Origin of the sequence: Thalassococcus profundi (assembly GCF_003344785.1) — a bacterium.
Classification (GTDB): domain Bacteria; phylum Pseudomonadota; class Alphaproteobacteria; order Rhodobacterales; family Rhodobacteraceae; genus Puniceibacterium; species Puniceibacterium profundi.
The window spans coordinates 17,245-42,889 of sequence record NZ_QPMK01000021.1; the positions used below are offsets into that span (position 1 = coordinate 17,245).

27 protein-coding genes and 1 other RNA gene are annotated in these 25,645 nt (G+C 67.7%); 6 read left to right on the forward strand and 22 right to left on the reverse strand.

Annotated elements, in window-relative coordinates:
• Positions 1–134: 134 nt before the first annotated feature.
• The 4 genes from DU478_RS19670 to DU478_RS19685 form a co-directional block, all read right to left on the reverse strand.
• The gene (locus DU478_RS19670) at positions 135–332 is read right to left on the reverse strand and encodes a hypothetical protein (RefSeq protein ID WP_114512597.1); all 198 of its coding nucleotides are present in this window, start codon (positions 330–332) and stop codon (positions 135–137) included.
• Positions 333–437: 105 nt separating this feature from the next.
• Complete coding sequence (locus DU478_RS19675; RefSeq protein ID WP_233501455.1) at positions 438–1,340, reverse strand: DMT family transporter; 903 nt, start codon at positions 1,338–1,340, stop codon at positions 438–440.
• Positions 1,341–1,380: 40 nt separating this feature from the next.
• Positions 1,381–1,983 (reverse strand): LysE/ArgO family amino acid transporter, encoded by a 603-nt coding sequence (locus DU478_RS19680; RefSeq protein ID WP_114512598.1) that lies wholly within the window; start codon positions 1,981–1,983, stop codon positions 1,381–1,383.
• Between the two features lie 128 nt (positions 1,984–2,111).
• Positions 2,112–2,852 (reverse strand): YebC/PmpR family DNA-binding transcriptional regulator, encoded by a 741-nt coding sequence (locus DU478_RS19685; protein ID WP_114512599.1) that lies wholly within the window; start codon positions 2,850–2,852, stop codon positions 2,112–2,114.
• Between the two features lie 124 nt (positions 2,853–2,976).
• Here DU478_RS19685 and DU478_RS19690 point away from each other — a divergent pair, with 124 nt between their 5' ends.
• Both DU478_RS19690 and DU478_RS19695 read left to right on the forward strand, forming a co-directional pair.
• On the forward strand, positions 2,977–4,749 hold the full coding sequence (locus DU478_RS19690) for an SLC13 family permease (RefSeq protein WP_114512600.1): 1,773 nt from the start codon (positions 2,977–2,979) through the stop codon (positions 4,747–4,749).
• A gap of 45 nt (positions 4,750–4,794) precedes the next feature.
• The gene (locus DU478_RS19695) at positions 4,795–5,529 is read left to right on the forward strand and encodes a glutamine amidotransferase (protein WP_114512601.1); all 735 of its coding nucleotides are present in this window, start codon (positions 4,795–4,797) and stop codon (positions 5,527–5,529) included.
• A gap of 132 nt (positions 5,530–5,661) precedes the next feature.
• Here DU478_RS19695 and DU478_RS19700 read toward each other — a convergent pair whose 3' ends face one another.
• From DU478_RS19700 to mgtE, 5 genes are all read right to left on the reverse strand, one after another.
• Positions 5,662–7,440: an SLC13 family permease gene (locus DU478_RS19700; protein ID WP_114512602.1), complete on the reverse strand. Its 1,779-nt coding sequence runs from the start codon at positions 7,438–7,440 to the stop codon at positions 5,662–5,664.
• A 21-nt stretch (positions 7,441–7,461) separates the two neighbouring features.
• Complete coding sequence (locus DU478_RS19705) at positions 7,462–8,394, reverse strand: DMT family transporter (RefSeq protein ID WP_114512603.1); 933 nt, start codon at positions 8,392–8,394, stop codon at positions 7,462–7,464.
• A complete protein-coding gene (locus DU478_RS19710) occupies positions 8,391–9,203 on the reverse strand; it encodes a TIGR00282 family metallophosphoesterase (RefSeq protein WP_114512604.1) in 813 nt (270 codons plus the stop codon). The genes DU478_RS19705 and DU478_RS19710 overlap by 4 nt, the downstream gene beginning before the upstream one ends.
• Positions 9,204–9,380: 177 nt before the next feature.
• Positions 9,381–9,947 carry a 5-formyltetrahydrofolate cyclo-ligase gene (locus tag DU478_RS19715; protein ID WP_114512605.1) on the reverse strand — a complete coding sequence of 189 codons (567 nt, stop codon included), beginning with the start codon at positions 9,945–9,947 and terminating at the stop codon, positions 9,381–9,383.
• Between the two features lie 52 nt (positions 9,948–9,999).
• Positions 10,000–11,400 carry a magnesium transporter gene (mgtE, locus tag DU478_RS19720; protein WP_114512606.1) on the reverse strand — a complete coding sequence of 467 codons (1,401 nt, stop codon included), beginning with the start codon at positions 11,398–11,400 and terminating at the stop codon, positions 10,000–10,002.
• A gap of 132 nt (positions 11,401–11,532) precedes the next feature.
• On the opposite strand from mgtE, the gene guaD reads away from it, so the two are divergent.
• The gene (gene guaD / locus DU478_RS19725; protein WP_114512607.1) at positions 11,533–12,816 is read left to right on the forward strand and encodes a guanine deaminase; all 1,284 of its coding nucleotides are present in this window, start codon (positions 11,533–11,535) and stop codon (positions 12,814–12,816) included.
• A gap of 91 nt (positions 12,817–12,907) precedes the next feature.
• Here guaD and DU478_RS19730 read toward each other — a convergent pair whose 3' ends face one another.
• From DU478_RS19730 to DU478_RS19740, 3 genes are all read right to left on the reverse strand, one after another.
• A complete protein-coding gene (locus tag DU478_RS19730) occupies positions 12,908–14,251 on the reverse strand; it encodes an 8-oxoguanine deaminase (protein ID WP_114512608.1) in 1,344 nt (447 codons plus the stop codon).
• A gap of 108 nt (positions 14,252–14,359) precedes the next feature.
• Entirely contained in the window at positions 14,360–15,160 is an 801-nt protein-coding gene (gene hisN, locus DU478_RS19735; protein WP_233501458.1) for a histidinol-phosphatase, read from the reverse strand.
• Positions 15,161–15,243: 83 nt separating this feature from the next.
• Positions 15,244–15,615 carry a helix-turn-helix domain-containing protein gene (locus DU478_RS19740; RefSeq protein WP_114512609.1) on the reverse strand — a complete coding sequence of 124 codons (372 nt, stop codon included), beginning with the start codon at positions 15,613–15,615 and terminating at the stop codon, positions 15,244–15,246.
• Positions 15,616–15,917: 302 nt separating this feature from the next.
• Here DU478_RS19740 and DU478_RS19745 point away from each other — a divergent pair, with 302 nt between their 5' ends.
• Positions 15,918–16,880, forward strand: coding sequence for an NADPH:quinone oxidoreductase family protein (locus DU478_RS19745; protein WP_114512610.1), 963 nt, complete (start codon positions 15,918–15,920; stop codon positions 16,878–16,880).
• A gap of 72 nt (positions 16,881–16,952) precedes the next feature.
• On the opposite strand, the gene DU478_RS19750 is transcribed toward DU478_RS19745, so the two are convergent.
• Positions 16,953–17,795 carry a LysR family transcriptional regulator gene (locus DU478_RS19750; protein ID WP_114512611.1) on the reverse strand — a complete coding sequence of 281 codons (843 nt, stop codon included), beginning with the start codon at positions 17,793–17,795 and terminating at the stop codon, positions 16,953–16,955.
• Between the two features lie 122 nt (positions 17,796–17,917).
• Between DU478_RS19750 and DU478_RS19755 the strand changes: the two genes are divergently transcribed.
• Positions 17,918–18,130, forward strand: coding sequence for a DUF1127 domain-containing protein (locus DU478_RS19755; RefSeq protein WP_114512612.1), 213 nt, complete (start codon positions 17,918–17,920; stop codon positions 18,128–18,130).
• 161 nt (positions 18,131–18,291) lie between these two features.
• Positions 18,292–19,032, forward strand: a complete 741-nt coding sequence (locus DU478_RS19760) for a Bax inhibitor-1/YccA family protein (protein WP_114512613.1) — start codon at positions 18,292–18,294, stop codon at positions 19,030–19,032.
• Positions 19,033–19,274: 242 nt separating this feature from the next.
• Here the strand turns inward: DU478_RS19760 and rpmG are convergent, their stop codons facing one another.
• From rpmG to DU478_RS19805, 9 genes are all read right to left on the reverse strand, one after another.
• A complete protein-coding gene (rpmG, locus tag DU478_RS19765; protein ID WP_114512614.1) occupies positions 19,275–19,442 on the reverse strand; it encodes a 50S ribosomal protein L33 in 168 nt (55 codons plus the stop codon).
• A gap of 112 nt (positions 19,443–19,554) precedes the next feature.
• Positions 19,555–19,951: RNase P RNA component class A (rnpB, locus tag DU478_RS19770), an RNA gene on the reverse strand.
• A gap of 210 nt (positions 19,952–20,161) precedes the next feature.
• Positions 20,162–20,926, reverse strand: coding sequence for an alpha/beta fold hydrolase (locus DU478_RS19775; protein ID WP_233501459.1), 765 nt, complete (start codon positions 20,924–20,926; stop codon positions 20,162–20,164).
• Between the two features lie 88 nt (positions 20,927–21,014).
• The gene (locus DU478_RS19780) at positions 21,015–21,641 is read right to left on the reverse strand and encodes a class I SAM-dependent methyltransferase (protein WP_114512615.1); all 627 of its coding nucleotides are present in this window, start codon (positions 21,639–21,641) and stop codon (positions 21,015–21,017) included.
• A gap of 16 nt (positions 21,642–21,657) precedes the next feature.
• On the reverse strand, positions 21,658–22,620 hold the full coding sequence (locus DU478_RS19785; RefSeq protein ID WP_114512616.1) for an ester cyclase: 963 nt from the start codon (positions 22,618–22,620) through the stop codon (positions 21,658–21,660).
• 70 nt (positions 22,621–22,690) lie between these two features.
• The gene (locus DU478_RS19790; RefSeq protein ID WP_114512617.1) at positions 22,691–23,299 is read right to left on the reverse strand and encodes a hypothetical protein; all 609 of its coding nucleotides are present in this window, start codon (positions 23,297–23,299) and stop codon (positions 22,691–22,693) included.
• A gap of 14 nt (positions 23,300–23,313) precedes the next feature.
• Positions 23,314–23,769: a VOC family protein gene (locus DU478_RS19795; protein ID WP_114512618.1), complete on the reverse strand. Its 456-nt coding sequence runs from the start codon at positions 23,767–23,769 to the stop codon at positions 23,314–23,316.
• The gene (locus tag DU478_RS19800; protein WP_233501462.1) at positions 23,766–24,737 is read right to left on the reverse strand and encodes an alpha/beta hydrolase; all 972 of its coding nucleotides are present in this window, start codon (positions 24,735–24,737) and stop codon (positions 23,766–23,768) included. Before DU478_RS19800 ends, DU478_RS19795 begins: the two co-directional genes overlap by 4 nt.
• Positions 24,734–25,477, reverse strand: coding sequence for an alpha/beta fold hydrolase (locus DU478_RS19805; RefSeq protein ID WP_114512620.1), 744 nt, complete (start codon positions 25,475–25,477; stop codon positions 24,734–24,736). The genes DU478_RS19800 and DU478_RS19805 overlap by 4 nt, the downstream gene beginning before the upstream one ends.
• Between the last annotated feature and the right edge of the window lie 168 nt (positions 25,478–25,645).

Genomic DNA, 25,645 nt, shown 5'->3' on the forward strand with positions numbered 1-25,645 from the left:
CCCCATTAGAGATAGGCTGCCGTTCATTGACTGATCAGTCAATTAATAATTTTTATTCATCCGGCAAAGGATGTTACCATCCGACCTTGCGCCGGATAGCCGTCGTGGACACCTGCAAACCAGGCATCACGGGCTCAGACAGCCAGCGTTCCCAGCACCCGATTCTGCGGCAGGCGGGCGATCTCCACCCCGGTATCGGTGCGGCGCAGGTTGTAGCCGTAGCCGCGCATGCGGAACTTCCATTCGGTTTCCGACAGGACCTTCTGCCGCTCTTTCAGCAGGAAGGCGGTGATCTGGTCGAAATTCTCGGTCAGTTGGTTTTCGGCGAACATGGTACTCTCCATCCGTGTCATGACGTGGAGTAAACGCGGCGAATGGGGCGGAAATGCGTCGGTGAAGCGGTAAGATTTCGAGTTCCGCAACAATCGCGACGCGGCTCAGACCTTTGTTGCCGGGGTCGGCGGGGTGATGTGCTTCCGCTTCAGCTGCGCCTCGCGCCAGGTGATGAAACTGACCGCCAGGATGATCACCGACCCGCCGGCGATGACCCAGGGGTCCGCAGGTTCGGCAAAGAACACCGCGCCGATGATCACCGACCAGACAAGCTGCAGAAAGGTCACCGGCTGGGTCACCGTCACCGGGGCAGCGGCAAAGGCCAGCGTCATGGTGAAATGCCCGGCGGTGGCGAAACAGGCGACACCGAAGAGCACGCCCAGATCATAAAGCGTCGGCGTCACCCAGTGAAGCGCGGCAAAAGGCGCGAGGCCGATGGTCACCGTCACCGACAGCATCGCCACGACCACCGTGGCCGACAGCTCGTCCGACAGGATCTTGGCGGTGAGGTAGGAGCCCGAGAAGAGCGCCGCCGTGCCGAGCATTGCAAGATGCCCCGGATCGAGCTCCCGGAACCCCGGCCGCAGGATCAGCACGGCCCCCGCCAGCGCCGCCACCACCGCAAGGATGCGCCGCAGCGCCAGCCGCTCGTTCAGCACCAGCACGGCAAGGATCGTCACGTAGACCGGGGTGAGGTAGTTCATCGCCGTCACCTCGGCGATGGGGATGCGGGTCATGGCGTAGAACCACAGCATCACCCCCACCGTGTGCACCGCGCCGCGCATGCCGAACAGCCGCCATTGCCGGCGCGTAAGCCGCGTCGCCGCCAGCTGCCGCCACACCGGCAGCAGGAACACCAGCCCCAGAAGATACCGCAGAAAGGCGCTTTCGGCGGCGGGGATGCGGCCGCCCAGCAGCTTGACCAGCGCGGTGACCATGACAAAGCAAAGCCCCGTCACCACCATCCACGCGATGCCCGCGACGGGGCGTGATGCCTTGCTGTCCATGCGTCCTTGAACACCCGCGCGCGGCGGTTTGCAACCCGGCTCAGCCGCCCAGCAGCAGCGAGGCCGCGATGGCCCACATCACCAGCCCCACCCCCAGCTCCAGCACCCGCCAGGCGCCGGGCCGGGCAAAGACCGGCGCCAGCAGCCGCGCGCCGTAGCCGAGGCTGAAGAAAAAGACGAAGGACGCCGTCACGGCGCCAAGGCCAAAGAGCAGCCGGTCGTCGTATTGCGCCGCGACGGCCCCAAGCAGCACCACGGTATCGAGGTAGACATGCGGGTTGAGCCAGGTCAGCGCCAGGCAGGTCGCCAGCGCCCCGCGCAGACTCTGCTGCCCGTGGCCCGCTTGCAACGCCTGCCCGCCGCGCCAGGCCGCCAGCAGCGACCGCGCGCCGTACCAGATCAGGAACGCCGCCCCGAAAAGCCGCATCCCCCATTCCAGCCCCGGCACCGCCTGGGTGAGCACGCCGAACCCCGCGACCCCGGCGGCGATCAGGATTGCATCGGACAACGCGCAGGTCAGGCACACCGCGAACACATGGCTCCGTGCCAGACCCTGCCGCAGCACGAAGGCATTCTGCGCCCCAATCGCGAGGATCAGCGAAAAGCCAAGGCCGAAGCCTGCCAGAAGCGACTCGTGATCCACGTCAGACTCCGTTTCAGGCAGACGGCCGTTTCAACCGCATGTAGGGTGGGTTTTCAACCCACCGTTCCCACCGCCGAAGCAGATCGACGGGGGCGGGCGGACCGATCGACCTGGCAAGAAGAGCGCGCTCAGAGCTGCGCCATGACCTCGTCGGAGGCTTCGAAATTCGTCGTCACGCGCTGCACGTCGTCGTCGTCCTCCAGCGCTTCGACCAGCTTCATCAGCGTCTGCATCCCGTCGAGATCGAGCTCGGTCGTGGTGGTCGGGCGCCACACCAGCTTGGTCGACTCGGATTCGCCCAAAGCCTCTTCCAGCGCGGTGGAGACGTCGTTCAGGTCGGTATCCGCGCACCAGATCACGTGCCCGTCCTCGGAGCTTTCGACATCCTCCGCCCCGGCCTCGATGGCGGCCATCATCACGTCGTCGGCATCGCCGACGCTGGCCGGGTACGTCACCTCGCCCTTGCGTTCGAACATGAAGGCGACCGATCCGGTTTCGCCGAGGTTGCCGCCGTTCTTGGTGAAGGTCGAGCGCACGGTCGACGCGGTGCGGTTGCGGTTGTCGGTCATCGCCTCGACGATCACCGCGACGCCGTTGGGGCCGTAGCCTTCATAGCGGATCTCGTCGTAATTCTCGGCATCGCCGCCGATGGCCTTCTTGATGGCGCGGTCGATCACGTCCTTGGGGACAGAGTTCGACTTGGCTTCCTTGACCGCCAGCCGCAGGCGCGGGTTCTTGTCGGGGTCGGGATCGCCCATCTTGGCGGCGACGGTGATTTCCTTGGACAGCTTGGAGAACAGCTTGGCCCGCACGGCGTCCTGCCGCCCCTTGCGATGCTGGATGTTCGCCCATTTGGAATGCCCGGCCATGGCTCTGCCCTCTTCGGATGTCAGGATGTCTGAATTGCCCGGGCTTATAGGCCATGGCCCGCCCGGTCCGCAAGCCCGCAGGCAGGCTCTGGCGCGTGCCGGAACTTGCGCCTAGGGTGCGTCCATGACGCTGGACCAGATCACCCTTTTCACGCTTTTCGGCCTGGTTTTCGCGCTGCTGATCTGGGGGCGATTCCGCTATGACCTGGTGGCCTTCTCGGCGCTGCTGGTGGCGGTGGTGCTGGGGCTCGTGCCGGTGGATCAGGCCTTCAGCGGTTTCGGCCACCCGGCAACGATCATCGTGGCGCTGGTGCTGGTGGTGTCGGCCGGGCTGGTGCGGTCCGGCGCGGTCTATCTCATCACCCGGACGCTGGTGGACAGTTCGCGCTCGCTGGGCAGCCATATCGCCATCATGGGCACCATCGGCGGGGTGCTGTCGGGCTTCATGAACAACGTGGCGGCACTGGCACTGCTGATGCCGGTGGACATCCAGACCGCCCGCAAGGCCGGCCGCATGGCCAGCCTGTCGCTGATGCCGCTGAGTTTCGCCACCATTCTCGGCGGCATGGTCACGCTGATCGGGACGCCGCCCAACATCATCATTGCGCAATACCGCAGCGACGCCCTGGGCGCGCCGTTCTCGATGTTCGACTTCGCCCCGGTGGGCGGCGCGGCGGCACTCGCGGGGCTGGCCTTCGTGGCGCTGGTCGGCTGGCGCCTGATCCCGCAGCGCGGCGACGGGACGACGCCGGCGGCAGAGCTGGAACCTTACCTCGCAGAACTGACCGTGCCCGAGGACTCCGACCATATCGGCAAGCCGCTGCGCGACCTGCTGCCCGAGGCCGAAAGCGCCGAGGTCGCGATCCTCGGCCTGATCCGTGACGGCGAGCGGCGCTATGGCCGCGCGCTCGACACGCTGCTGCACGCCGGGGATGCGCTGGTGCTCGAGGCGACGCCGGACGCGCTGGACGAATTCCGGACGGCACTGTCGCTCGATTTCACCGACAGCCAGCGCAAGGAGCTGCTGACCGCCGACACCGCCGGCCTGACCCTGTCCGAAGTTGTGGTGCCCGAAGGCGCGCGGATCGTCGGGCGCACCGCGTCGGGCTTCGGCATCACCTGGCGGCTGCGCTCGGTCCTGCTGGGCATCTCGCGCAAGGGCCGCCCGGTCCGCAACGCCATGCGTTCGACCCGGGTCGAGGCCGGCGACATCCTGCTGCTGCTGACGCCCAAGGAAACGTCGTGGGAGGTCGCGGAACAGCTGGGCTGCCTGCCGCTCGCGGACCGCGGCCTGACCGTGACGCAAAATACCAAGACCTGGCTTGCCATCGGCCTGTTTGGCGCGGCGGTGGCGGCGGCCAGTTTCGGCCTCGTCGGCCTGCCGGTGGCGCTCGGGCTCGTGGTGGTGGCCTACGTGCTCGTGCAGATCCTGCCGGTGGCAGAGATCTACGATCACATCGAATGGCCGGTGGTCGTGCTTCTGGGGTCGATGATCCCGCTCGGCGCGGCGCTGGACGAGGCGGGCGGCACGGCGCTCATTGCCGACGGGCTGGTGGCGCTGACCGACGGCCTGCCCGCCTGGATGATCCTGACGGCGCTGATGGTGGTGACCATGACCCTGTCGGACGTGCTCAACAACACGGCGACCACGATCGTCGCCGCCCCCGTGGCGATCGAGATGGCGAACCGGCTCGACGTCTCGCCCGACCCGTTCCTGATGGCGGTGGCGGTCGCGGCCTCCTCGGCCTTCCTCACGCCCATCGGGCACAAGAACAACACGCTGATCCTCGGCCCCGGCGGTTATCGCTTCGGCGACTACTGGCGCATGGGCCTGCCGCTCGAGGTCATCGTGGTCGCCGCCTCGGTGCCCGCGATCCTCGTGTTCTGGCCGTTCTGAGCCAAGGCTCTTCCCCTGCCCCGCATCCTTGGCTATGCGCTAGGCATGAGCACTTTCCTGATCCTGCAACTGCGTCCCGAAACCGCCGCGTCGGACGATGAATACGCGGCCTTCCTCGCCAAGGGCGGGCTGCGGGCGGAGCGGACACACCGCATCCGGCTCGACCAGGAGGACCTGCCCGCGGACCTCGACCCGCGCGACTATGCCGGGGTGATTGTCGGCGGCGGGCCGGGCTGCGTCAGCGACGATGCGGCCACCAAGGACCCGGTCGAGGCGCGGATCGAGGCGCAGATCCTGTCGCTCATGCCCCGCATCACCGGGGACGACGTGCCCTTCATGGGCTGCTGCTACGGCATCGGCATCCTCGGCCACCACCTGGGCGCCAAGGTCTCCAAGGCGCGCTATGGCGAACCGGTGGGGTCCGTGACCTGCACCGCGCAGCCCGCCGCCGCGACCGATCCGCTGCTGGCCGACCTGCCCCGCCGGTTCGACGCCTTCGTGGGCCACAAGGAAGCGCTGCAAAGCCTGCCGCCCGGCTGCGTCCACCTGCTGGCCTCGGACCCCTGCCCGATGCAGATGATCCGCTACGGTGAAAACGTCTATGCCACGCAATTCCACCCCGAGGCCGACGCGAGCGGCTTTGCCACCCGCATCCGCATCTACAAGGACCGCGGCTATTTCGACCCGTCCGAGGCGGAGGCGCTGATCGAGATGTGCCGCGCAAGCTCGGTCGAGGTGCCGCAGCGCATCCTTGCCAATTTCGTGCAACGCTACGGCTAGGCACCGGATTTCTCGAGAAATCCGTTCCGATTTTCTAAAGAAAATCGCGCCCGCCCGAAACCTGAGGATCGCCTTCCAAGCCCCGGAAATATCGAGATTTCCGGTCCGATTTTCTCGAGAAAATCGGCGTGGCTAAAGCGGCCATATCAGCGGAATCGCGACCGAGGCCAGAACCCCGATCACCAGGTTCATCGGAATGCCCACCCGTAGGAAGTCGCTGAACCGGTAGCCACCGGGGCCGTAGACCATGGTGTTGGTCTGGTAGCCGATGGGCGTCGCGAAACTGCACGACGCCGCGACCATCACCGCGACCACCAGCGGGCGCGGATCGACCCCCAGCGCCTGCCCCAGCCCGATGGCGATGGGGGTCACCACCACCGCCACGGCGTTGTTCGACACCAGCTCGGTCAGGGTCGAGGTGAGCATGAACACCGCCGCCACCAGCAGCACATGCGGCAGCGTCGCGAGGTAGGGTGCAATGGCCTGCACGATCAACTCGACCGCGCCTGAGGCCTCCAGCGCCGCGCCGATGGCCAGCATGGCGAAGATCAGCGCCAGAAGCTGGCCCTCGATGAAGGAAAACGCCTCGTCCGCGTCGATGCAGCGGGTGAGCAGAACCACCGCCACGGCGATCACCGCCAGCGCCAGGATCGGCGCCACGTTGAACGCCGCCAGCAGCACGATCCCCGCCAGCGCCGCCAGCGCGATGGGCGCATGGCCACGCCGGAAGGCGCGTGCCGAGGGATGCGACACGTCCACGAGCGCCATCTCGTCCGCCAGCCGCTTGATGTCGTCGGGCGCGCCTTCGAGCAGCAGCGTGTCGCCCACCCGCACCACCAGCTCGTCCAGCTGCCGGCCGATGTTCTGGTTGCGCCGGTGCACCGCCAGCGGGTAGACGCCGAACCGCCGCCGCAGCCGCAGCGCGCCCAGCCGGCGCCCGACCATCTTGCAGCCCGGGGTGATCAGCACCTCCACGGTCGAGGTCTCGACCGCGCTCACCTGGTCGACGCGCTTGAGCTGCTTGTTGCTCTGCAGGCTCAGCAGTTCGGTCATCTGGGTGCGCAGCACCACCCGGTCGCCCAGTTGCAGCGTCACGTCCTTGAGGTTGCGGCGCAGCGATTCGTCGCCGCGGATCACGTCGATCAGCCGCACGCCCTCGCGTTTGAAAAGCTGCACGCTCAGCACCTCGCGGCCGATGAGGTTGCTGTCCGGCGGGATCACCGCCTCGGTGAAGAACTTCATCCGACTGCGGTCCGAGAGCATCCCTGCCATGCTTGTCCGGTCCGGCAGCAGGAACCGGCCCGCGAAGCCAAGGTAGAGCATCCCCCCCGCCACAAGGATCAGCGCCAGCGGCGTGACCTCGAAGATCGTGAAGGGGTCGAGCCCGGCGCCGCGCGCCACCCCGTCCACCAGCAGGTTGGTCGATGTACCGATCAGCGTCGTCGTCCCCCCCAGGATCGCCGCATAGCTGAGCGGGATCAGCAGCTTGGAGGGCGCCACGCCCAGCACCTTGGCGAGCTGCACGAAGACCGGCAGCATCACCACGACCACCGGCGTGTTGTTCATGAAGGCCGAGGCCAGCACCACCACCCCGAGGATGCCGGCCATGGCCAGAACGGGGCGTTTCTGGACCTGGGTCTGTGCGACGGTGGTGAAGGCATCGAGCGCGCCGGTGCGCACCATAGCCCCCATGACGATGAACATCGCCGCGATGGTCCAGGGCGCCGGGTTCGACAGCACCTCGAGCGCCGCGTCGTAAGGCAGCACCCCCAGCAGCAGCAGCACCGCCGCCCCCGCGATGGCCACGACCTCGGTCGGGTAGGTTTCGCGCACGAACAGGACGAACATTCCGGCCACCACCGCGATGGTGACGAAAGCCTCGGTCGTCTGCGAAAAGTCGAATAAGTCCATAATGCTGCGGTGCCTTGCCTGCTATGAGCCTTGCGCATTCTGACCGAGCGTCCCGGCCTCCACAAGCGGTGTCCGCGGACGCGGCTGGACCAGCGCCATCCCGGCCAGCATCAGCGCCAGCGCCGCCCAGATCAGCGGCGCATAGGCCTCGTTCAGGAAGATCATCGCCCAGCAGACCCCGAAGAGCGTGACGAAATAGCTGACCTGCACCGCAAAGACCGCCCCGGCCTGGCCCACCAGCCAGACATAGCCCGAATAGGCCAGCGCATGCAGGACCGACGACACGATCAGCGCCAGCTCCGGCGCGCCCCAGGGCCCGCGCGGGTCGATGAACTGACCGGTGGCCAGCGCGCCGGGCCAGGCGATGAACACGCCCACGACCGAGGCGCCGAAGAGGGTCTCGATCGGCCCCAGCCCCTCGGTGCCGAAGCGCGCCACGTAGTTGCCCTCGAGCGCGTAGCAGAGCGACGACAGCAAGGCGACCGGGATCCACACCGCCTGCGCCCGGTCGGGCAGCGCGCTGTCGGGCAACACCAGAAGCGCCACGCCCAGAAGGCCCAGCAGCAGCCCCGCCAGCCGGCGCCAGCGAAAGCTGTCGATGCCCAGGGCCAGCGCGACGGGAAAGGCGAGGATCGGCACCGAGCTCAGCAGAATCGACAGGATGCCCGCAGGCAGGTGAACGGCGGCGGAATAGGAGGCGAGGCCCGGCAGCACCGTGCCGATCAGCGCGATCACGAGGTAGAGCCGCAGGTGCCGCGCCCCCAGCGGCAGCCGCCGTCCGCGCAGCAGCGTCACCGCACCCAGGATCAGCGCGCCGATCACCAGTTGCCAGAAGATCAGGCCGAAATGGCGGTAGCCCTCGCTGACCGCGACCTTGGCCAGCGGCTGCGTGGCGCCCCAGGCGGCACCGATCAGGACCAGCGCCAGCACAGGCACCGCGAGGCTGCGGATCATGGGCCGGCGGGCTCCAGCCGTCCGCCCTGGCGGATCATGCGGATGCTCTGCGCCTTGCCGGTGCGGTCGTCGGTTTCGACCAGCACGCCCGACAGCGTCGCCTCGCCCAGCGCCGGCTGGAACCGGGTCTTGCCCATGCCGGTGACGAACCGACGCATCGGCTCTTCCTTGTCCATGCCGATGACCGAGTTGTAATCGCCGCACATGCCCGCGTCGGTGAGGTAGCCGGTGCCGCCCGGCAGGATCTGCGCATCGCCCGTGGGCACGTGGGTATGGGTGCCGACCACGAGGCTCGCACGGCCGTCGCAGAAATGGCCCATGCCCATCTTTTCGCTGGTCGCCTCGCAATGCATGTCCAGCAGGATCATCTGCGCCTGCCCGCCCAGCGGATGCGCGCGCAGCACCGCGTCCGCGGCCGAGAACGGGTCGTCGAAGGCGCGCTTCATGAACACCTGCCCCAGCACCTGCAGCACCAGCACCTTGCGGCCCCGCGCATCGGTAAACAGCCGATGCCCCCGCCCCGGCGCCTGCTTGGCGAAGTTCAGCGGCCGCAGGATGCGCGGTTCGCTGTCGATGAAGCCCATCATGTCCTTCTGGTCGAAGGCATGATCGCCCAGCGTCAGGCAATCGGCCCCGGCCGCGAGCAACAGCTTCGCGTGATCGGCGCTCAGCCCCGCGCCGTTCGACGCGTTCTCGCCGTTGACCACGACGAAATCGAGCTTCCACTCGGCGCGCAGCCGGGGAAGGTGGTCGGTGATCGCGGCGCGTCCGGCACGGCCCATCACGTCGCCGAGGAAAAGCGTTCTCATGCGCTCAGGGGTAGAGGGACACAGGCGGAAAGCAAAGCGGTTTTCGGGATCAGAGCGGTATTCGACCTTCTGCGTCCGGACAGTGGGGGCTGGCCCCCCAAACCGCAGGGTTCATTGGGGGGCCAGCCCCCCMAACCCCCCGGAGGKTTATTGGCAAGATGAAGGGACGCCCTTGCGCTAGAGCGGGCCGGGCGGCTCGAGGATACCGGCTTCGGTCACGATCATGTCGAGCGGTTGGTCGGTGGGCTCCATCGGCAGCGTTTCGGCCTCTTGCGCGGCATAGGCGAAGCCCACGGCGAGCGTCGGACGTTTGGCGCGGAGCCGTTCGAGCGTACGGTCGTAGAAACCGCCGCCGTAGCCGAGCCGGCCGCCCGCAGCGGTGAAGGCCACCAGCGGGACGATCAGGATCTCGGGTTCGATGAATTCGGGGGCGGCGGGGATCTGCGCGCCGAAGGGACCGTCGACCAGCGTCATGCCGGGCTGCCAAAGCGCGAATTTCAGTGGCAGGCCCGCGCCTTCGATCACCGGAACCGCCACGGGTCCGTGAGCAGCGGCCTCGGCCATGGCCGGACGCGGGTCGATCTCGGTGCGGATCGGCAGGTAGCCCGAGACCGGAACGCCGCGGTAGCCTGCCAGAACGCTCGACAACAGGCCCGCGCCGGTGCCCGGATCAGCGTCGAACGCGGCCTTGCGCCGGACGAAGGCGGCCTTGCGCGCTGCGGCCTTTTCCGCGTCCAGGCTCATTGCCGGCCGCCCGCGAAGAGAGGCCGCAAGGGCTCGAGGAGCTGCGGACCGATCACAGCAGCACCAGCACGGCAAGGCCGAGGAAGGCGAAGAAGCCCACCACGTCCGTGACCGTGGTCACGAAGGCGCCCGAGGCCAGTGCCGGATCGACGCCGACCTTTTCCAGCAGCACCGGGATCACCGTGCCCGCGAGCCCCGCGATCACAAGGTTGATGACCATGGCCGCGGCGATCACGTAGCCCAGGGCGGGCGAGCCGAACCACACGAGCCCCACCAGCCCCATGACCACCGCGAAGGCGAGCCCGTTGATCAGCCCCACCATGACCTCGCGCCGGATCACCCGCCAGACGTTCGACCCGGTAAGGTCCTTGGTGGCCAGCGCCCGCACCGCCACGGTGAGGCTTTGGGTGCCGGCGTTGCCCCCCATCGACGCCACGATCGGCATCAGCACCGCCAGCGCCACCACGGTCGCGATCGCCTCTTCGAACTGCGCGATGACCAGCGAGGCCAGGACCGCCGTCACGAGGTTCACGGCGAGCCAGGGAAAGCGCTGTTTCGTTGTCTCCAGAACCGAATCCGACAGCGAGCTTTCCTCGCCCACCCCGGCGAGGCGCAGGATGTCTTCCTCGTGTTCCTCGTCCAGCACCGCCATGGCGTCGTCGATGGTGATGACGCCCACCAGCCGTTCGTTCTCGTCCACGACCGGGGCCGAGATCAGGTGGTACTGGTTGAAGGCATAGGCCACCTCGCCCTCGTAGCGGGTCACAGGAATGACATGGAAGGTGTCCGACACGATGGATTTCAGCATCACTTCGCGGCGCGACGACATCAGCGTGCCCAGCGGCACGTTGCCCACCGGGCGCAGGCGCGGATCGACCAGCACGATGTGGTAGAACTGCTCCGGCAGGTCCTCGGTGTTGCGCAGGTAGTCGATGGCCTCGCCCACGTTCCAGTGCTCGGGCGCCATCACCACCTCGCGCTGCATCAGGCGGCCGGCGGAATATTCCGGGTAGGTCAGCGACTGCTGAACCGCCACCCGGTCGCTGTCTTCGAGCACTTCGAGGATGGCGGTCTGGCGGTCTTCCTCGAGGTCCTCGAGCAGGTCGACCACGTCGTCGCTGTCGAGCTCGCGCACCGCGTCGGCCAGCACCTCGGGGTTCAGGAGGTTGATCACCTCCTCGCGGATCGATTCGTCGAGTTCGGTCAGGATCTCGCCGTCGAATTCCTGGCCGTAAAGCTTGATCAGCCGCATCCGGTCGAAAGCGTTGATCTGCTCCAGAAGGTCGGCGATGTCGGCGGCGTGCAGCGGCTCCATCAGCTCCACGAGCTGATCGCGGTCGCTGATGTCGACGGCATAGAGGATCGCCGCCACCGCCTTGGGATTCAGCGCATAGGCGTCGTCCTCGTCCTCGCGCGGTTCTTCGGAGACCTGCGATTCGGTGTCTTCGCTCATGCCGGCCCCCCGTGATTTGCGCTGCGTCGTGCGGACCATAGAAGAAGCACCGGACCATGCAACAGGGCTGCGGGCAATTTACCTCTCCGCCATGCTCGGCTAATCGCAACGTGATTAGCGACGGAGCGTCCCATGCCCGAAAAGACATTGATCCTGGGCCAGACCCTGGCGTTCGACGGCGCGCCAGACAGCGCCCGGCACGACAGCCATGGCGGCGTGCTGATCCACGGCGGTATGATCGCGGCGACCGGCGGCGGGCCCGAGCTGCGCGCCGCGCATCCCGACGCGACGGTGGTCGATTGCGGCGATGCGCTGCTCTCGGCGGGGTTCGTCGATGCCCATGCGCATTACCCGCAGACCGCGATGATCGCCAGCTGGGGCAAGCGGCTGATCGACTGGTTGAACACCTACACCTTTCCCGAGGAAATGCGCTTTGCCGACCCCGCCTACGCGGCCGAGATCGCCGCGCGCTACCTCGACCTGACCGCCGATCATGGCACGACCACGATCTGTTCCTTTGCCACGATCCATCCCGCAAGCGTCGAGGCGCTGATGGCGCAGGCGCAGGCGCGCGGGCAGCGGATCTGCACCGGCAAGACCTGCATGGACCGCAACGCGCCCGAGGGCCTGCGCGACACGGCGCGATCGGCCTATGACGATAGCCGCGCGCTGCTGGAGCGCTGGCACGGGGTGGACCGGCTGTCCTACGTGATCACGCCGCGGTTCTCGCCCACCTCCACGCCGGAACAGCTCGAGGCGATGGGCGCGCTCTGGTCCGAATATCCGGACTGCCTGATGCAGACTCACCTGAGCGAACAGACCGACGAGATTGCCTGGGTGACGTCATTGTACCCGCAGGCCCGCGACTACCTCGACACCTACGAAGCGCACGGGCTCCTGGGCGCGCGCGGGCTTTACGGCCATGCGATCCATCTGGAGCCGCGCGAACGCGACCGCCTGCGCGAGGTCGGCGCAGCCGTGGTGCATTGCCCGACCTCGAACACCTTCATCGGCTCGGGCCTTTTCGACATGGCCGGTCTGCGGGCGGCGGGGCAGCGGGTCGGGCTGGCCACGGATACCGGCGGCGGGTCATCCTTTTCGATGCTGCGAACGATGGCCGCCGCCTACGAGATCGGCCAGCTGCGCGGCACGCCGCTGCATGCGTCAGAGCTTTGGTGGCTGGCGACGCAAGGCTCTGCGGAGGCGCTGCACCTCGGCGACCGGATCGGTACGCTCGCGCCGGGGATGGAGGCGGACATCGTCGCGGTCGATCTGGCCTCGACCCCCGCCATCGCGCAGCGGGCGGCGCGTGCGGAGGATCTGTGGGAGGCGCTTTTTCCGACCATCATGATGGGCGACGACCGGGCGATCCGGGCGGTCTGGATTGGCGGACGGCAGGTCAAGGGCGACGCCTGACAGCGCCTGTCGCCCAACAGCAGCGCAGAATAGTTAACGATTTTAACCCTTTGATCGTACGGTCAGATGTTTCGCCCGCGAAACATCCGCGTCACAGCGCCTCGGCCAGTTTGCGCGCCAGGACATTCTGCCGTTCGATGACCCGCGGCAGGTCGACCGTCACCATCTGCCCGTCGCGCACCACTTGCCGGCCTTCGACCAGCAGGTGCCGCGCCGTCATCGGTCCCGCCAGCAACAGCGCCGCCGGGTCCCAGCTGCCAGCCGCTTCGATTCCGCCGACATCCCAAAGCGCGAGGTCCGCGCGCCGGCCCACCGCGATCTGCCCGCAATCGTCGCGGCCCAGCACCTCGGCCCCGCCGCGCGTGGCGATCCACAGCGCCTCGCGCGCCGACATCGCGTCGGCGCCGCGCGTCACCCGTTGCAGCAACATCGCCTGCCGCGCCTCGGCCATCAGGTTGCCGGTGTCGTTGCTGGCCGACCCGTCGACACCAAGCCCGACGCGCACGCCCGCATCGCGCATCGCCCGCACCGGCGCCACGCCGGACCCGAGCCGGCAGTTGGAGCATGGGCAATGCGCCACACCAGTGCGGGTTTTCGCAAAGAGGTCAATCTCTTGTCCATCCAGCTTCACGCAATGCGCATGCCAGACATCGGCGCCGGTCCAGCCCAGATCCTCGGCATACTGGCCCGGACGGCAGCCGAACTGCGCCAGCGAATAGGCCACGTCCTCGTCGTTCTCGGCTAGATGCGTGTGCAGCATCACCCCCTTGTCGCGCGCCAGCAGAGCCGCGTCGCGCATCAGCTCCCGGCTGACCGAAAACGGCGAACAGGGCGCAACGCCGACGCGGACCATGGCGCCTGCCGACGTGTCGTGAAAGGCGTCGATCACCCGGATGCAATCGTCCAAGATCGCGGCCTCGCCCTCGACCAGCGAATCCGGCGGCAGACCGCCGGCCGATTCGCCGATGGACATGGATCCGCGCGTCGGATGAAACCGCAGCCCCACCTCCTGCGCCGCGACGATGGTGTCGTCGAGCCGCGCGCCGCCCGGATAGAGATACAGGTGGTCCGAGGTCAGCGTGCAGCCCGACAGCGCCAGCTCCGACAGCCCGGTCAGAGCCGAGACATGCATCTCTTCGGGGCCGAACCGCGCCCAGATCGGGTAGAGCCGCTGCAGCCAGCCGAACAGCAGCGCATCCTGCGCGCCGGGCACCGCCTTGGTCAGGCTCTGGTAGAGGTGGTGATGGGTGTTGACCAGCCCGGGGGTCACGACGCAATCGGCGGCGTCGATCACCTCGGCCCCCGGCGCGGCAAGACGGGTTCCGATCCCGGCGATCACGCCTTCGGACAGGAGTATGTCGGCGCCTTGCAGTTCGCGAGACGAGTCGTCCATCGTCAGGACGCTGCGGGCATTGCGGATCAGGATATCGGACATGGCTGTTTCACACCTTTGACCCCTTTTCGGTGTGAAAACGCGGACCGGTGACAGAAAAGGGCAAGGACTCACCGGACGGGCAAGGCCTACCCCATTCCGCGGCGCCTGTCAGCCCTTCAGCGCCGCCAGAGCCTCTTGATGCAATGATTCCGTGGCGGCAGCCACGGCGCGACCGCCGTTGTGCACGGGTCCGCCTTCCCAGTCGGTGACGATGCCGCCCGCGGCTTCGATAATGCCGATGGGTCCCTGAATGTCATAGGCGTTGAGACCGGCCTCGATCACCAGGTCGACATGCCCGATGGACAGCAGCGCGTAGGCGTAGCAATCGAGGCCATAGCGGGTGAGTTTCGCCTGGGCCGCCACCCGTTCGAAGGCCGCCCGGTCTTCGGGCGTGCCGACCTCGGGGAAGGTGGTGAAGAGCCGCGCCTGATCCAGCCGCGTCACGCCGCTGGTGCGCAGCGTACCGCCGCCGTGTGCGCCGGTCCAGGCCGCCTGCCCCAGCCCGCCGATGAACCGCTCGCCGATATAGGGCTGGTCCACCACGCCCAGTATCGGACCGGTGGCATCGGCGACCGCGATGAGCACACCCCAGGTGGGGGTGCCGCAGATGAAGGCGCGGGTGCCGTCGATCGGGTCCAGCACCCAGGTCAGGCCGCTGGTCCCGTCGCGGGTGCCGTATTCCTCGCCCAGGATGGAATCGTGGGGCCGTTCGCGCGCCAGAACGTCGCGCATGGCGCGTTCGGCGGCGCGGTCGGCCTCGGTCACGGGGTCGAACCCGCCCTGCTGCTTGTTGTCCGTCGCCAGCGCGGAGGAGCGGAATTTCGGAAGGATCACTGCGCGCGCGGCATCGGCCATGGCCTGCGCCGTGGCGACGAGATGCTGCATCTCGGCCTGGGAAAGATCGGTCATGCGGCTTGGCTCCTGCGCTGTGCCGGGCACAGGTAGGTCAGGCCGGCCGCCGCGGTCAAGCGACAGAGGTCAGGTGCGGGAGATCAGGCGACGTCCGACAGGACGCGCGCCAGTTCGAAGAGGCGCCGCCGCTGGTTTTCGGGGATCGCGTAGTAGGACCGCACGAGGTCCAGCGCTTCCTTGTCGCCCAGCAGATCCGCGGGCACCGCATCGTTGCCATTGGCCTGAACCGGGTTTTCCTCGATCCCTTCAAAGAAAAAGCTGACCGGCACGTCGAGCGCATCGGCAATGTCCCAGAGACGGGAGGCGCTGACGCGGTTGGCGCCGGTTTCGTATTTCTGGATTTGCTGGAACTTGATGCCCACCTTTTCCGCCAGTTGTTGTTGGGTCATTGCGACCAGCCAACGACGATGACGAATGCGTTTGCCGACATGGACGTCCACAGGGTGAGTCATATACCTATCCTTCAACTTCTACTCAGCTTTTCCGGGCATCGCCCGGACATTACCCCGGTGGCAGCCCGAACCTGCTGCCCCATAGCCCTTTGTAATAGCGCCGAAGTTACATCGGAAATCTTTTCATAAGCAAGATAATTGATTTCTAGATGCTGGAGTTGGTTAACAAAATGCACTTCAAGGGCGAGTTTGTCTCGGAAATTGCGGCGCTCTTTACGGCTCTGCGTCAGGTTGCAACTGATCGAGGTCAAGCTACGGTGGCGCAACCGCACTTTCGTGAAATTCGTCGCAAGGAGATTTCGATGCGCGCCTACCAGGTGACAGACCATGACCAGCCCGCCGCCCTGGCCGACCTGCCGCGCCCCAGCCCCGGCCCCGGCGAGGTTCTGGTCCGGATCAGGGCCTGCGGTCTGAACTTTGCCGACCTGCTGATGCAGAATGGTAAGTACCAGGAAACGCCGCCCCTGCCCTTCACCCTCGGGATGGAGGTGGCCGGAGAGGTGGTCGAGACCGGCGCAGAGGTCACGCGATTCGCGCCAGGCGACCGGGTCGCGGTCTTTGGCGGCCAGGGCGGTCTGGCGGAGTTCGGCGTGTTCGATGCGGCGCGGGCGGTCAAACTGCCCGAGGGCATGGATGCGGTGGCGGCGGCGGCGTTCCAGATCGCCTATGGCACCAGCCACCTGGCGCTCGACCACCGCGCGCGGCTGGCCGAGGGCGAAACGCTGCTGGTGCTTGGGGCGGCGGGCGGTGTCGGCCTGACCGCGGTGGAGATCGGCAAGGTCATGGGCGCGCGGGTCATCGCCTGCGCCCGCGGCGCCGACAAGCTCGAGGCGGCGCGCGCCGCCGGAGCCGATCACCTGATCGACGCCAAGACCGACGACATCCGCGCCGCGGTGCGCGATCTGGGCGGCGCCGACGTGGTCTATGACCCGGTGGGCGGCGAACAGTTCACCGCCGCCTTCCGCGCCTGCAACCCCGAGGCGCGTTACCTGGCCATCGGCTTTGCCAGCGGCGACGTGCCGCAGATCAAGGCCAATCACCTGCTGGTCAAGAACATCTCGGTGCTGGGCCTCTACTGGGGGGGCTACCTGTCGTTCCGTCCCGAGGTGCTGACCGGCAGCCTGGCCACGCTGCTGGAGTGGTATGCCGCGGGCAAGATCACGCCGCATGTGAGCCACGTGCTACCGCTCGAGGACGCGGCCGAGGGGCTGGAACTGCTGCGCAGCCGCGCCTCGACCGGGAAGGTGGTCATCACCATCGACTGAGGACGGGTCGAGGCCGGCGGGCGTCGATCATCTTTTGGCGGGCCGCAACCGCGCGTCGCGTCCTGGCGCTGCTCAGAGCGCCGCGAACCCGCCGCGCACCATGTCCGCCAGCGCCTGCACCGGCTCGCCCTTGGCGGGCTCCACGTGCAGGTTGATCTTCATCGTCCCGAGATCGGGCAGCGCATCGCCCACGTCGATCGCCGCCAGCTGCGGCGGTGCATGCCCTTCGAGCAGCGCCACCACGCCCAGGTCGGCGCTGACCGTGGCCTCGATGCTGCGGTCGCTGTCGGAATCGATCACCTGGAACCACGGCACGCCCGCCGCCTCGAGCCGCCGGATCACCGTCGAGCGGAAAGCGCAGATCCGCGCCTGGGCATAGGGCAGCGGGCGCTGTTTCCAGGCGGTGCCGCCCGGCGCCCCGTGCCAACGCAGCGGGGTTTCGTCGAGCGTCTCGCCATGGCTCCGCTCTTCGGTGGTGAGGATCAGGTCGACCTCGCCGCGGTTGAACATCTGCAAAAGCCTGATGGTGTTCGACGTGGTGAGATGCACCTGCATCCGCGGATAGGCGGCATGGAATTTCTGCAGCACCCGCGGCACCACCGGGTACAGGATATCCTCGGGCACGCCGAAATGAATCTCGCCTTCGTAGGCCTGGTCGGTCAGCCGCGCGTAGATCTCGTCGTTCATCTCGACCATCCGGCGGGCATAGGTGAGCAGCTGGTCGCCCGCCGCCGTCAGCGTGACGCCACGGCCCGAGCGGTCCAGCAATTGCAGACCCAGCGACTCCTCCAGCCGCTTGAGCTGCATCGACACCGCCGACTGGGTGAGATTGAGCAAGCCCGAGGCGCGGGTCACCCCGCCGGACTGCGCGACGGCGAGGAAAGACCGAAGGGTGGTGATATCGAGATTTCGCATTCATCACGCTCCGTGATGCAGATGGTCACTATCATTCGTTTCCGAAATACAACTCGGTAACGTATATATCAACAGACAATATGACAAACACGCCATTCATCACAAAATCCGAAGGAACCGGCATGACCCTTTCGCAGATTTCCCGCCTCATCGCTCCGACCCCCCGTTTCGGCCTTCTGTCGCGCCTGCGGCAGTTGCGCGCAGTTGCACGCCAGCGCCGGGCGCTCGCCGCCCTCGACGCCAGCCGGCTGCGCGACCTCGGCCTGAGCGCCGAAGACGCCCGGATCGAAGCGACACGCCCTTTCTGGGACGTCCCGACGACCTGGCGCGACTGACCGGGCCGCGCGCCGAGTCTCCGGGCTTCGCTGCCGCGCGTCCGGGAAACATGTCGTTTCCGACCGAAACGCTCCGGAAAAGCTTGAAAAGCGGTGTCCCTCTGCCAATATCTGCCCCATAGGCCGTATAACCGGCCAACATGTTCAATTCGGAGGCTTCAATGGCTGAGTACAACACGATGCGGACGACCGCTGCAGGCGCCCGCACCGCCCAGATCGATGAGGGTCTGCGCACACATATGAACAAGGTCTACAGCACCATGTCCATTGGTATGCTGCTGACCTTTGCCGTGGCATGGGCCGTGGGCACCAGCCCGGAACTGCTGGCGGTCTTCCGCGATCCTGCGACCCTGCAACCCAACATCCTGGGCTGGATCGTGATGTTCGCGCCGCTGATCATGGTCTTTGCCTTCGGCGCCGCTATCAACCGCCTGTCCGTGGCCGGCGCGCAGACATTCTTTTACGTCTTCGCCGCCGTCATGGGCCTGTCGCTGTCGTGGATCTTCGTGGCCTTCACCGGCTTTTCGATCGCGCAGGTGTTCCTCGTGACCTCGATCGCCTTCGCCGGCCTGTCCCTCTGGGGCTACACCACGAAAAAGGACCTGAGCGGCTGGGGCACCTTCCTGCTGATGGGCGTGATCGGCCTTGTCGTGGCGTCGATCGTCAACATCTTCCTTGGCTCGCCCGCGATCATGTTCGCGATCTCGATCCTGGGTGTGCTGATCTTCGCGGGTCTCACCGCCTATGACACCCAGTCGATCAAGAACGAGTACATCGAACACGCCCGCCACGGCGACAGCGAATGGCTGGGCAAGTCGGCGATCATGGGCGCGCTGCGTCTGTACCTCGACTTCATCAACATGTTCATGTTCCTGCTGCAACTGTTCGGCAATCGCGAATAAACGCAGCAGCGACACGACACAGACGGGGGCCGGTCATTGCGACCGGCCCTTTTGCATTCGGCGGGTCAGGCAACAGGCAGGCCAGGCAAGCGGATCAAGTGACGAGTGACCGTGCCGGACCCCAAAGCTTACTGCCGGAGGCTGGCCTGCCCTCAGGATACCGAAGGACCCGTGCAAAGAAAAACGCCGCGCAGACCTTGCGGTCCGCACGGCGTTCACTGTCCCTCGAGCGGAAGGCGATCTTACTTGATCTTGCCTTCCTTGTACTCGACATGCTTGCGCACGACGGGGTCGTATTTCTTGACCGACATTTTTTCCGTCATCGTGCGAGCGTTCTTCTTGGTCACGTAGAAGTGGCCGGTGCCTGCGGTCGAATTCAGGCGGATCTTGATGGTGGTTGGCTTCGCCATGGGTCGTCTCCTGCACCGGGCGCGGATCGGCCCGTGAAATCACTGAACCCCGGCTTTTACGCATCCCGCGCCGCGAGTCAACCGGGCCGGGTCAAGATATTCGGCAAGCCATGCGCGCGGAGGGCCTGTAAGCCGGATTCTGTACCCCGATAGGGGCGATGACCATTCCTCTGGGCGACGCATCGCTGCGCCGCTCAAGCTGCCAACCCGGACCCCTCGGGCTGAAGCGGCCCTGCGGCGATATCCCCGAAGGGATCAGCCCCGCGCGGGGTCCCTATTTGGCATTGCTCCCGGTGGGGCTTGCCATCACCGGTCCTGTTGCCAGGCCCGTGGTGGGCTCTTACCCCACCGTTTCACCCTTACCCCGGCCAAGGCCGGGGCGGTCTGTTCTCTGTGGCGCTGTCCGTCAGGTTGCCCTGCCCGGGCGTTACCCGGCACCGTTGCTTCAGGGAGTCCGGACTTTCCTCGACGAGGATCGCAATCCCCGCCGCGGCCATCCGGCCCTCCGCGCGCCCCAGCGCATAAGCCGCACCGTTGCCGCGGTCAATGCTCCGATCCGGCTTAATCTTGCTTATAAACTCCCGCCGGAGGCTCCTGTCGCAGCCGTTCTCTTGATACCGGCTCCGGCGCGTTACGCCCGCAACGCACCCCCGAGGACGCAGGCCGCCAGGCCAAGGACGAGACATCCCGTGCGCGCCCTGCGGGCGCGCACCGCCGGATCAGCGCAGGACGTAGGGCTGGCGCAGCCAATCGCGCAAGGCGCCGGTCGTCTCTTCGGGGGCCTCGAGCGTCGGCAGATGGCCGGCGTCCTCGATGACCCGCAGCAGCGCGTGGGGTATCAGTTCGGCCATGAAGGCATGGCGCTTGAGCGGCATCAGCGTGTCCTGCGCCCCGCAAAGCACCAGCGCCGGCACCCGGCAGCGGCGCAGCGTGCCCTGCTGGTCGCGCCGCCGCTGCAGCGCACGGGCCTGGCGGACCAGCGCCTCGGGCCCGAGGTCCTGTCCCATCTGCGCCAGCAGCGCCGCGAGCCGTGCCCGCTGCGGCCCCGGCGCCAGCGCGCTTGCGGGCACCAGCGCCTGCAACACCTCGGCCAGCCGTCCGGCGCGGGCGCCGACGATCTGCGGTTCGCGCGCCGCGGCTTCCTGCGGGGTATCCGCCAGCGCATGGGTCGAGATCAGCGCGATCCGCGTCACCCGCTCGGGCGCGCGGCGCAGGATCTCCATCGCCACCATCGCGCCCAGCCCGTGTCCCGCCAGCGCGCATTTGGACGGCAGTTGATCCAGCAAAGTCGAGGCCGTTTCCTCCAGCCGTTCGCCCAGCGCCGTGGGCGCCACCAAGACCGAGGTTTCGCGCGACAGTGCCTCGATCTGCGGCGCGAACAGGCGTGCGTCGCACATCAGGCCCGGCAGCAGCACCAGCGGCTCCGCGATCCGCGTCCGGGCGCCGCCGGGCGGTGTGGGTTTCGGGACGGACCTGTCAGACATCATTGCGTGTACTGCCCTTCACGCGAGGCGCTTTTACGCCGTTTTCCTCAGCCTATCAGAAGCATGGGCCTTGGAAAGCCCGGAGGCCTCACTGCGCGGAAACAGGCCGCCCGCGTGGTTTTCGCGCCAGCAGGACGGAGTGGTAATCGCAGGTCGGATCCTCGGGCACGAAGGTTTCGACCGGCGCGCCGGCGGCGGCGAGGATCGCGCGATAGTCCTCGGCGTCCAGAGACGCGTGGTAGACCGGCGCGCCCTCCACGGTGCCGGTCACCTCGCCCGCCTTCGGTCCGACGCTCAGCAACAGCCGCCCGCCGGGCGCCAGACGCGCGGCGATGCGGGGCAGCGCCGCACGCTGTTCGGACGGCGTCAGGTGAAAGAAGGAATCCCAGCCGATGATCGCCTCGAAGGCCGTGCCCAGCGACAGCGCGCGCATGTCCGCCTCGACCCAGGCCGCCTGCGGAAACCGCGCCCGGCAGATCGCCAGCATCGCGGGTGCGAAATCGGCGCCGGTCACGGCAAAGCCGCGCGCGATCAGGTGGGCCGCGATCGGCTCCCCTGCGCCGCAGCCCAGGTCGAGCACCGCGCCGCCCGGCGCCACCTCCGCCACAGCCCGGTCGATCCAGGACCTTTCGAAGAAGCTGCGGTTGCGCCGCGCGTCCCAGCCCGCCGCAGCGCGCTCGTAGACGTCCCTCGTGGTGTCGGACAGTGGCGGCATGGTGCCCTCCTGCGGATCAGCCTGTGGCCCGCAGAACCTGCATCCAGACCGCCGCCTCGTCAATCAGCGTCCATTCGCGCCGCACCCCGCCCGGCCCCAGTTCGGCGTGGCTCATGCCCATCACATGCACCTCGGCCCCCGAGGGCGCGCCGAACAGGCCCCAGCCGTCGTGCCGCCCGTCCAGCGACCAGCGTAGCGCCGCGCGCGGCGGCATCAGCGGCGCCTCGATCCCGATGCTGTGATGCAGGGTGAAGGTGGCCGAGGGAAAGGCGGACCGCAGCCCCATCCAGAACGCCTCGGCCGCGCCGTGGCCATGACCGCCGCGGCCCCCGGCATAGTCGACCTGGCAGGCGCGGTCGTACTGGTCGGCGATAACCGCGATGTCGGCGGCGACGATGCGCTCGAGGATGCCGGCAAAGGCCGCGCCCCAGCGGTTGTCGTTGCCGCGCCCGGTGTAGGGCCCCGGCGCGTCGACTTCGGGCCGGAGCGGCTGACTGGCCGGATCGCAGAGCGGCAGGCGCGCGCGGGCCCAGTCGCGCGCCTCTCCACCCAGTTGCCGGATCACCCCGCCGGTGTCACAGATCCGCCATTCGTCGCTGATCCGGCTGTCCTTGGCATAGCTTTCGACCATCTCGCGCCAGAGCACGCGCTTGCCCGTCGGCGGCCCCCAGATACCCGGCCCGGTGTGCACGGCGCGCGACAGCACCCGCTGCGCGCCGAGATAGCCGCGCGCCGCGTCGCCGCACCACACCATGTCTTCGGTCATCAGCATCCGGTCCGGCATGGCGGCCAGGTCGGCCAACGCCACCGCCGCCACCTCGCCCGCGCCGAAGCTGATGCCGTCGCCGCGCCGCTGGATCGTTTCGGGGTGGTAGAACCGCCCCACCCCCGCCGCCAGGCCGCGCTGCTGCCAGACCGCATCGGTCACGCCTTCGAGGAATTCGCCGAAATCCCGGTAGCTGGGATCGAAAGTCTTCATGCCCGCACCTTTGTCGCCCCGGGTAAGGTTCATGGACAAAGCGTTAGCGATACATGGTTAACGAATGGTGTCAGGGATGCGGAATCCCGCGGAACGGCGGAAAGTCCGCATAGCGCGCGGCGCGCTCCTGCGGCGGCTCGGCGGGCTTTGCCCCCGCCTTCAGCAAGGTGCCTTTCGGCGCGATGTAGCTATCGATGCGCCGCCGCGGCGCGGGCCGCCAGCTGAGGTTGAAGGCGCAGAGCTTGGGAAAGAACCAGACCTCGGAATAGTCGAGGTGATCGTGCAGCCACCAGGCCAGGTCGCGCCAGTCGCGGCCCGCCGCATAGCGGTCCGCGAACCACGGGATCACCACCGTCGCCCCGGCGACGGGACGGTCGGGCAGGTCCCAGATGTGACATTCCAGCGGATAATCGTTGCGCGCGCAATTCAGCCCATGTGTGTTGCCATAGGCGTTGAGCGTGGCGGAGCGATAACCCGACCGAATGGCGATGCGCCCGAAGGTTTCCTGCAACGGGTCGAGCAGCACGGCGCAGAACCGCCGCCCGCGGTCGATGGCGAGATCGGGGTCGTCGGGAATGTTCCGGATCGCATGAAAATTGCCGATCTCGGAATAGAGGAAATCGCGCATGTAAAAATGCGTCGACAGGCGCACGCGGCCCAGCGTCTCGAGGCTCCACATGCTCTGCGGGCGTCTCATGCCTCCGGCGCGCCGTACCCGTCCCAGCGGAACGCGCCTTCGGGCGACAGCGGCGAAAACGGGTTCCAGGCCAGTTCCCAGACATGGCCGTCGGGATCGGCGAAATAGGCGATATGCCCGCCCCAGAACACGTCATGCGCGGGTTTCAGAACCCGCGCGCCCGCAGCTTCGGCCTTGGCCAGCACGTCGGCCACCTCGGCCTTGTCGCGCAGGTTGCAGGCAAGGGTCGCGGCCCCGGTGCCCAGGTCCGCCACTTCCAGCCCCATGTCGCGGGCAAGGTCCTCCAGGGGATACAGCCCGAGGCTCTGGCCCAGCAGGTCGAAGACCACGATCCCGTCGGGCGTGTCCACCTGCCGCCAGCCCAGCGCTTCGTAAAAGGCCGTGGCGCGCGCCAGGTCGCGCACGCCGAGGGTGATCAGGCTCACGCGTTGGTCGAGGGGGGCGTCGGTCATGGCAGGGTCTCCATCCAGTCGAGAATCCGCTGCGTCAGCGGATCGGTCAGGCCGGGCGACAGGATGTCCCCGGCAATGACGTGGTGCGACGGGTCGTCGCCCGGCCCCACGGTGACGCTCTGCACGGTGGCCTCGGCTCCCCAGGCGCCCGCCACCGCGCGCGTCGCCGACGCGTCCACCACCGCGTCCTCGTCCGAGAACAGGAACAGCGCCGGAACCGTCTGCGCGGCATGATCCATCTCGCGGGCATAAGCCACTGCGGCCCCCATCGGGAACACCGCCCGGGTCGGATAGGAGGTGGTCCAGTAGCGTGCGTGCCGGTCGTTTTCGGGCGCGAAACTGCGCGTCTCTCCGGCGACCAGCGGCCCCCACCATTCCACGGCGGGCCAGGTGAGGATCACCGCCGCCGTGTTGCGGACGCGGTAGTTGGGCGACAGGAACACCATGCCCGCCACCCCCTGTGCCATCTGCGGGTCCCGCGCCGCGATGGTGGCCAGCGTCGCGCCGGTCGAGGTGGCGATGATCAGAACGCGGTCGCCGATGGCCCGGCCCACCGCCAGCGCCTCGGCCACGTCGGCCATCCAGTCGCCGACCTGCGGCTCGGCCAGCGCCGCCCCGTCGCGACCATGCCCGGCCAACCGCGTGAACATCAGGTTCGCGCCCAACGCCTCTGCCACCCGGTCCGGCAGCGGGCGGATTTCCTCGGAGGTGGCCGAAAACCCGTGCAGGTAGACCACGGCCCAGTCGGTGCGGGTCTCGGGCGCCCCGGCCCAGAGCACGCGCTTTTCCGTGCCCGGGGTGATGCCCGGCACCGGCGCCTCCTGAGCGGCGAGATAGGCATCGATGCCCCCGTCGAGGCGGCTTTCGTCGAACACCACGCCGACCGCCACCGGCTCGCGCGGGCCGAAAAGCCACAGCGCCCCAAGACCCGCCGCCAGCAGCACCAGCGCCGAGAGCGCGATCTTCACGGGGCGACCTCGCGCACCGCCGCCTCGATCAGCGTCAGGCAGGCGGGGTCGGAGAACCGGTGATCTGCGCCTTTCACGAATTGCAGCCGCACGTCCGGCCCGTCGATATGATCGAGAAGCGCCAGCGCGGTGGCGCGAGTCACCGCCGTGTCCTCGGTCCCCTGCATCAGCCGCACGGGGAACGGCATCGGCAGAGGCGCGCGCAGCACCAGGTTCTGCCGCCCGTCCTCGATCAGCCGCCGGGTGACGACGTAGGGATCGCCGTAATCCGAAGGCAGCTCGACCGCGCCGTCGTCCATGATCCGCGACCGCTGCGCGGCGTCGAACCCGGCCCAGAAGCCGTCCTCGGTGAAATCCGGCGCCGCGGCGATGCCGACGAAGCCCGCGACCTGCGCCCCCATGCGCCGCGCCAGCAGGCAGCCGATCCAGCCGCCCATGGACGACCCCACCAGCACCACGGGCCCCGTGCAGACGGCGCGCACCACCGTCTCCGCATCCGCCGCCCAGTCGCCGATGGCGCCTTCCTCGAACACGCCTCCGGACGCCCCGTGCCCGGAATAGTCGAGCCGCAGGAAGGCCCTCCCCTGCGCCTCGGCCCAGGCTTCGAGATGCACCGCCTTGGTGCCCTGCATGTCGGACTTGTAGCCCGACAGGAACACAATTACCGGCCCGCGCCCGGGCGTGAAGGCATAGGCCAGCCGCCGCCCGCCCGGGCCTTCCAAGTACTCAACTTCCGCCATGCGCACCTCCTTGTCCCGCACTCTGCCAATCCAGCGCGTCGGTGGCCAGCCCCGTTGCCCGCCGTTTTCTCCGGTTTCCAAATACCTCGGGGGAGGCGCCAAAGGCGACGGGGGCAGCGCCCCCACACCGCGTCTCCATACAAAAATAAGTTACCATATTGTCACGTG

Excerpts from the sequence above, each read along its gene's own strand:
- DU478_RS19740 (WP_114512609.1), bottom strand. The coding sequence starts at position 15,615 with ATGACTCACCCTGTGGACGTCCATGTCGGCAAACGCATTCGTCATCGT.
- mgtE (WP_114512606.1), bottom strand. The coding sequence starts at position 11,400 with ATGAGCGAAGACACCGAATCGCAGGTCTCCGAAGAACCGCGCGAGGAC.
- hisN (WP_233501458.1), bottom strand. The coding sequence starts at position 15,160 with ATGACCGATCTTTCCCAGGCCGAGATGCAGCATCTCGTCGCCACGGCG.
- DU478_RS19785 (WP_114512616.1), bottom strand. The coding sequence starts at position 22,620 with ATGAAGACTTTCGATCCCAGCTACCGGGATTTCGGCGAATTCCTCGAA.
- DU478_RS19790 (WP_114512617.1), bottom strand. The coding sequence starts at position 23,299 with ATGTGGAGCCTCGAGACGCTGGGCCGCGTGCGCCTGTCGACGCATTTT.
- guaD (WP_114512607.1), top strand. The coding sequence starts at position 11,533 with ATGCCCGAAAAGACATTGATCCTGGGCCAGACCCTGGCGTTCGACGGC.
- DU478_RS19705 (WP_114512603.1), bottom strand. The coding sequence starts at position 8,394 with ATGATCCGCAGCCTCGCGGTGCCTGTGCTGGCGCTGGTCCTGATCGGT.
- DU478_RS19690 (WP_114512600.1), top strand. The coding sequence starts at position 2,977 with ATGACGCTGGACCAGATCACCCTTTTCACGCTTTTCGGCCTGGTTTTC.
- DU478_RS19805 (WP_114512620.1), bottom strand. The coding sequence starts at position 25,477 with ATGGCGGAAGTTGAGTACTTGGAAGGCCCGGGCGGGCGGCGGCTGGCC.
- DU478_RS19795 (WP_114512618.1), bottom strand. The coding sequence starts at position 23,769 with ATGACCGACGCCCCCCTCGACCAACGCGTGAGCCTGATCACCCTCGGC.
- DU478_RS19755 (WP_114512612.1), top strand. The coding sequence starts at position 17,918 with ATGACCCTTTCGCAGATTTCCCGCCTCATCGCTCCGACCCCCCGTTTC.
- DU478_RS19750 (WP_114512611.1), bottom strand. The coding sequence starts at position 17,795 with ATGCGAAATCTCGATATCACCACCCTTCGGTCTTTCCTCGCCGTCGCG.
- DU478_RS19730 (WP_114512608.1), bottom strand. The coding sequence starts at position 14,251 with ATGTCCGATATCCTGATCCGCAATGCCCGCAGCGTCCTGACGATGGAC.
- DU478_RS19695 (WP_114512601.1), top strand. The coding sequence starts at position 4,795 with ATGAGCACTTTCCTGATCCTGCAACTGCGTCCCGAAACCGCCGCGTCG.
- DU478_RS19760 (WP_114512613.1), top strand. The coding sequence starts at position 18,292 with ATGGCTGAGTACAACACGATGCGGACGACCGCTGCAGGCGCCCGCACC.
- DU478_RS19675 (WP_233501455.1), bottom strand. The coding sequence starts at position 1,340 with ATGGACAGCAAGGCATCACGCCCCGTCGCGGGCATCGCGTGGATGGTG.
- DU478_RS19745 (WP_114512610.1), top strand. The coding sequence starts at position 15,918 with ATGCGCGCCTACCAGGTGACAGACCATGACCAGCCCGCCGCCCTGGCC.
- DU478_RS19715 (WP_114512605.1), bottom strand. The coding sequence starts at position 9,947 with ATGAGCCTGGACGCGGAAAAGGCCGCAGCGCGCAAGGCCGCCTTCGTC.
- rpmG (WP_114512614.1), bottom strand. The coding sequence starts at position 19,442 with ATGGCGAAGCCAACCACCATCAAGATCCGCCTGAATTCGACCGCAGGC.
- DU478_RS19700 (WP_114512602.1), bottom strand. The coding sequence starts at position 7,440 with ATGGACTTATTCGACTTTTCGCAGACGACCGAGGCTTTCGTCACCATC.
- DU478_RS19780 (WP_114512615.1), bottom strand. The coding sequence starts at position 21,641 with ATGCCGCCACTGTCCGACACCACGAGGGACGTCTACGAGCGCGCTGCG.
- DU478_RS19685 (WP_114512599.1), bottom strand. The coding sequence starts at position 2,852 with ATGGCCGGGCATTCCAAATGGGCGAACATCCAGCATCGCAAGGGGCGG.
- DU478_RS19710 (WP_114512604.1), bottom strand. The coding sequence starts at position 9,203 with ATGAGAACGCTTTTCCTCGGCGACGTGATGGGCCGTGCCGGACGCGCC.
- DU478_RS19775 (WP_233501459.1), bottom strand. The coding sequence starts at position 20,926 with ATGTCTGACAGGTCCGTCCCGAAACCCACACCGCCCGGCGGCGCCCGG.
- DU478_RS19670 (WP_114512597.1), bottom strand. The coding sequence starts at position 332 with ATGTTCGCCGAAAACCAACTGACCGAGAATTTCGACCAGATCACCGCC.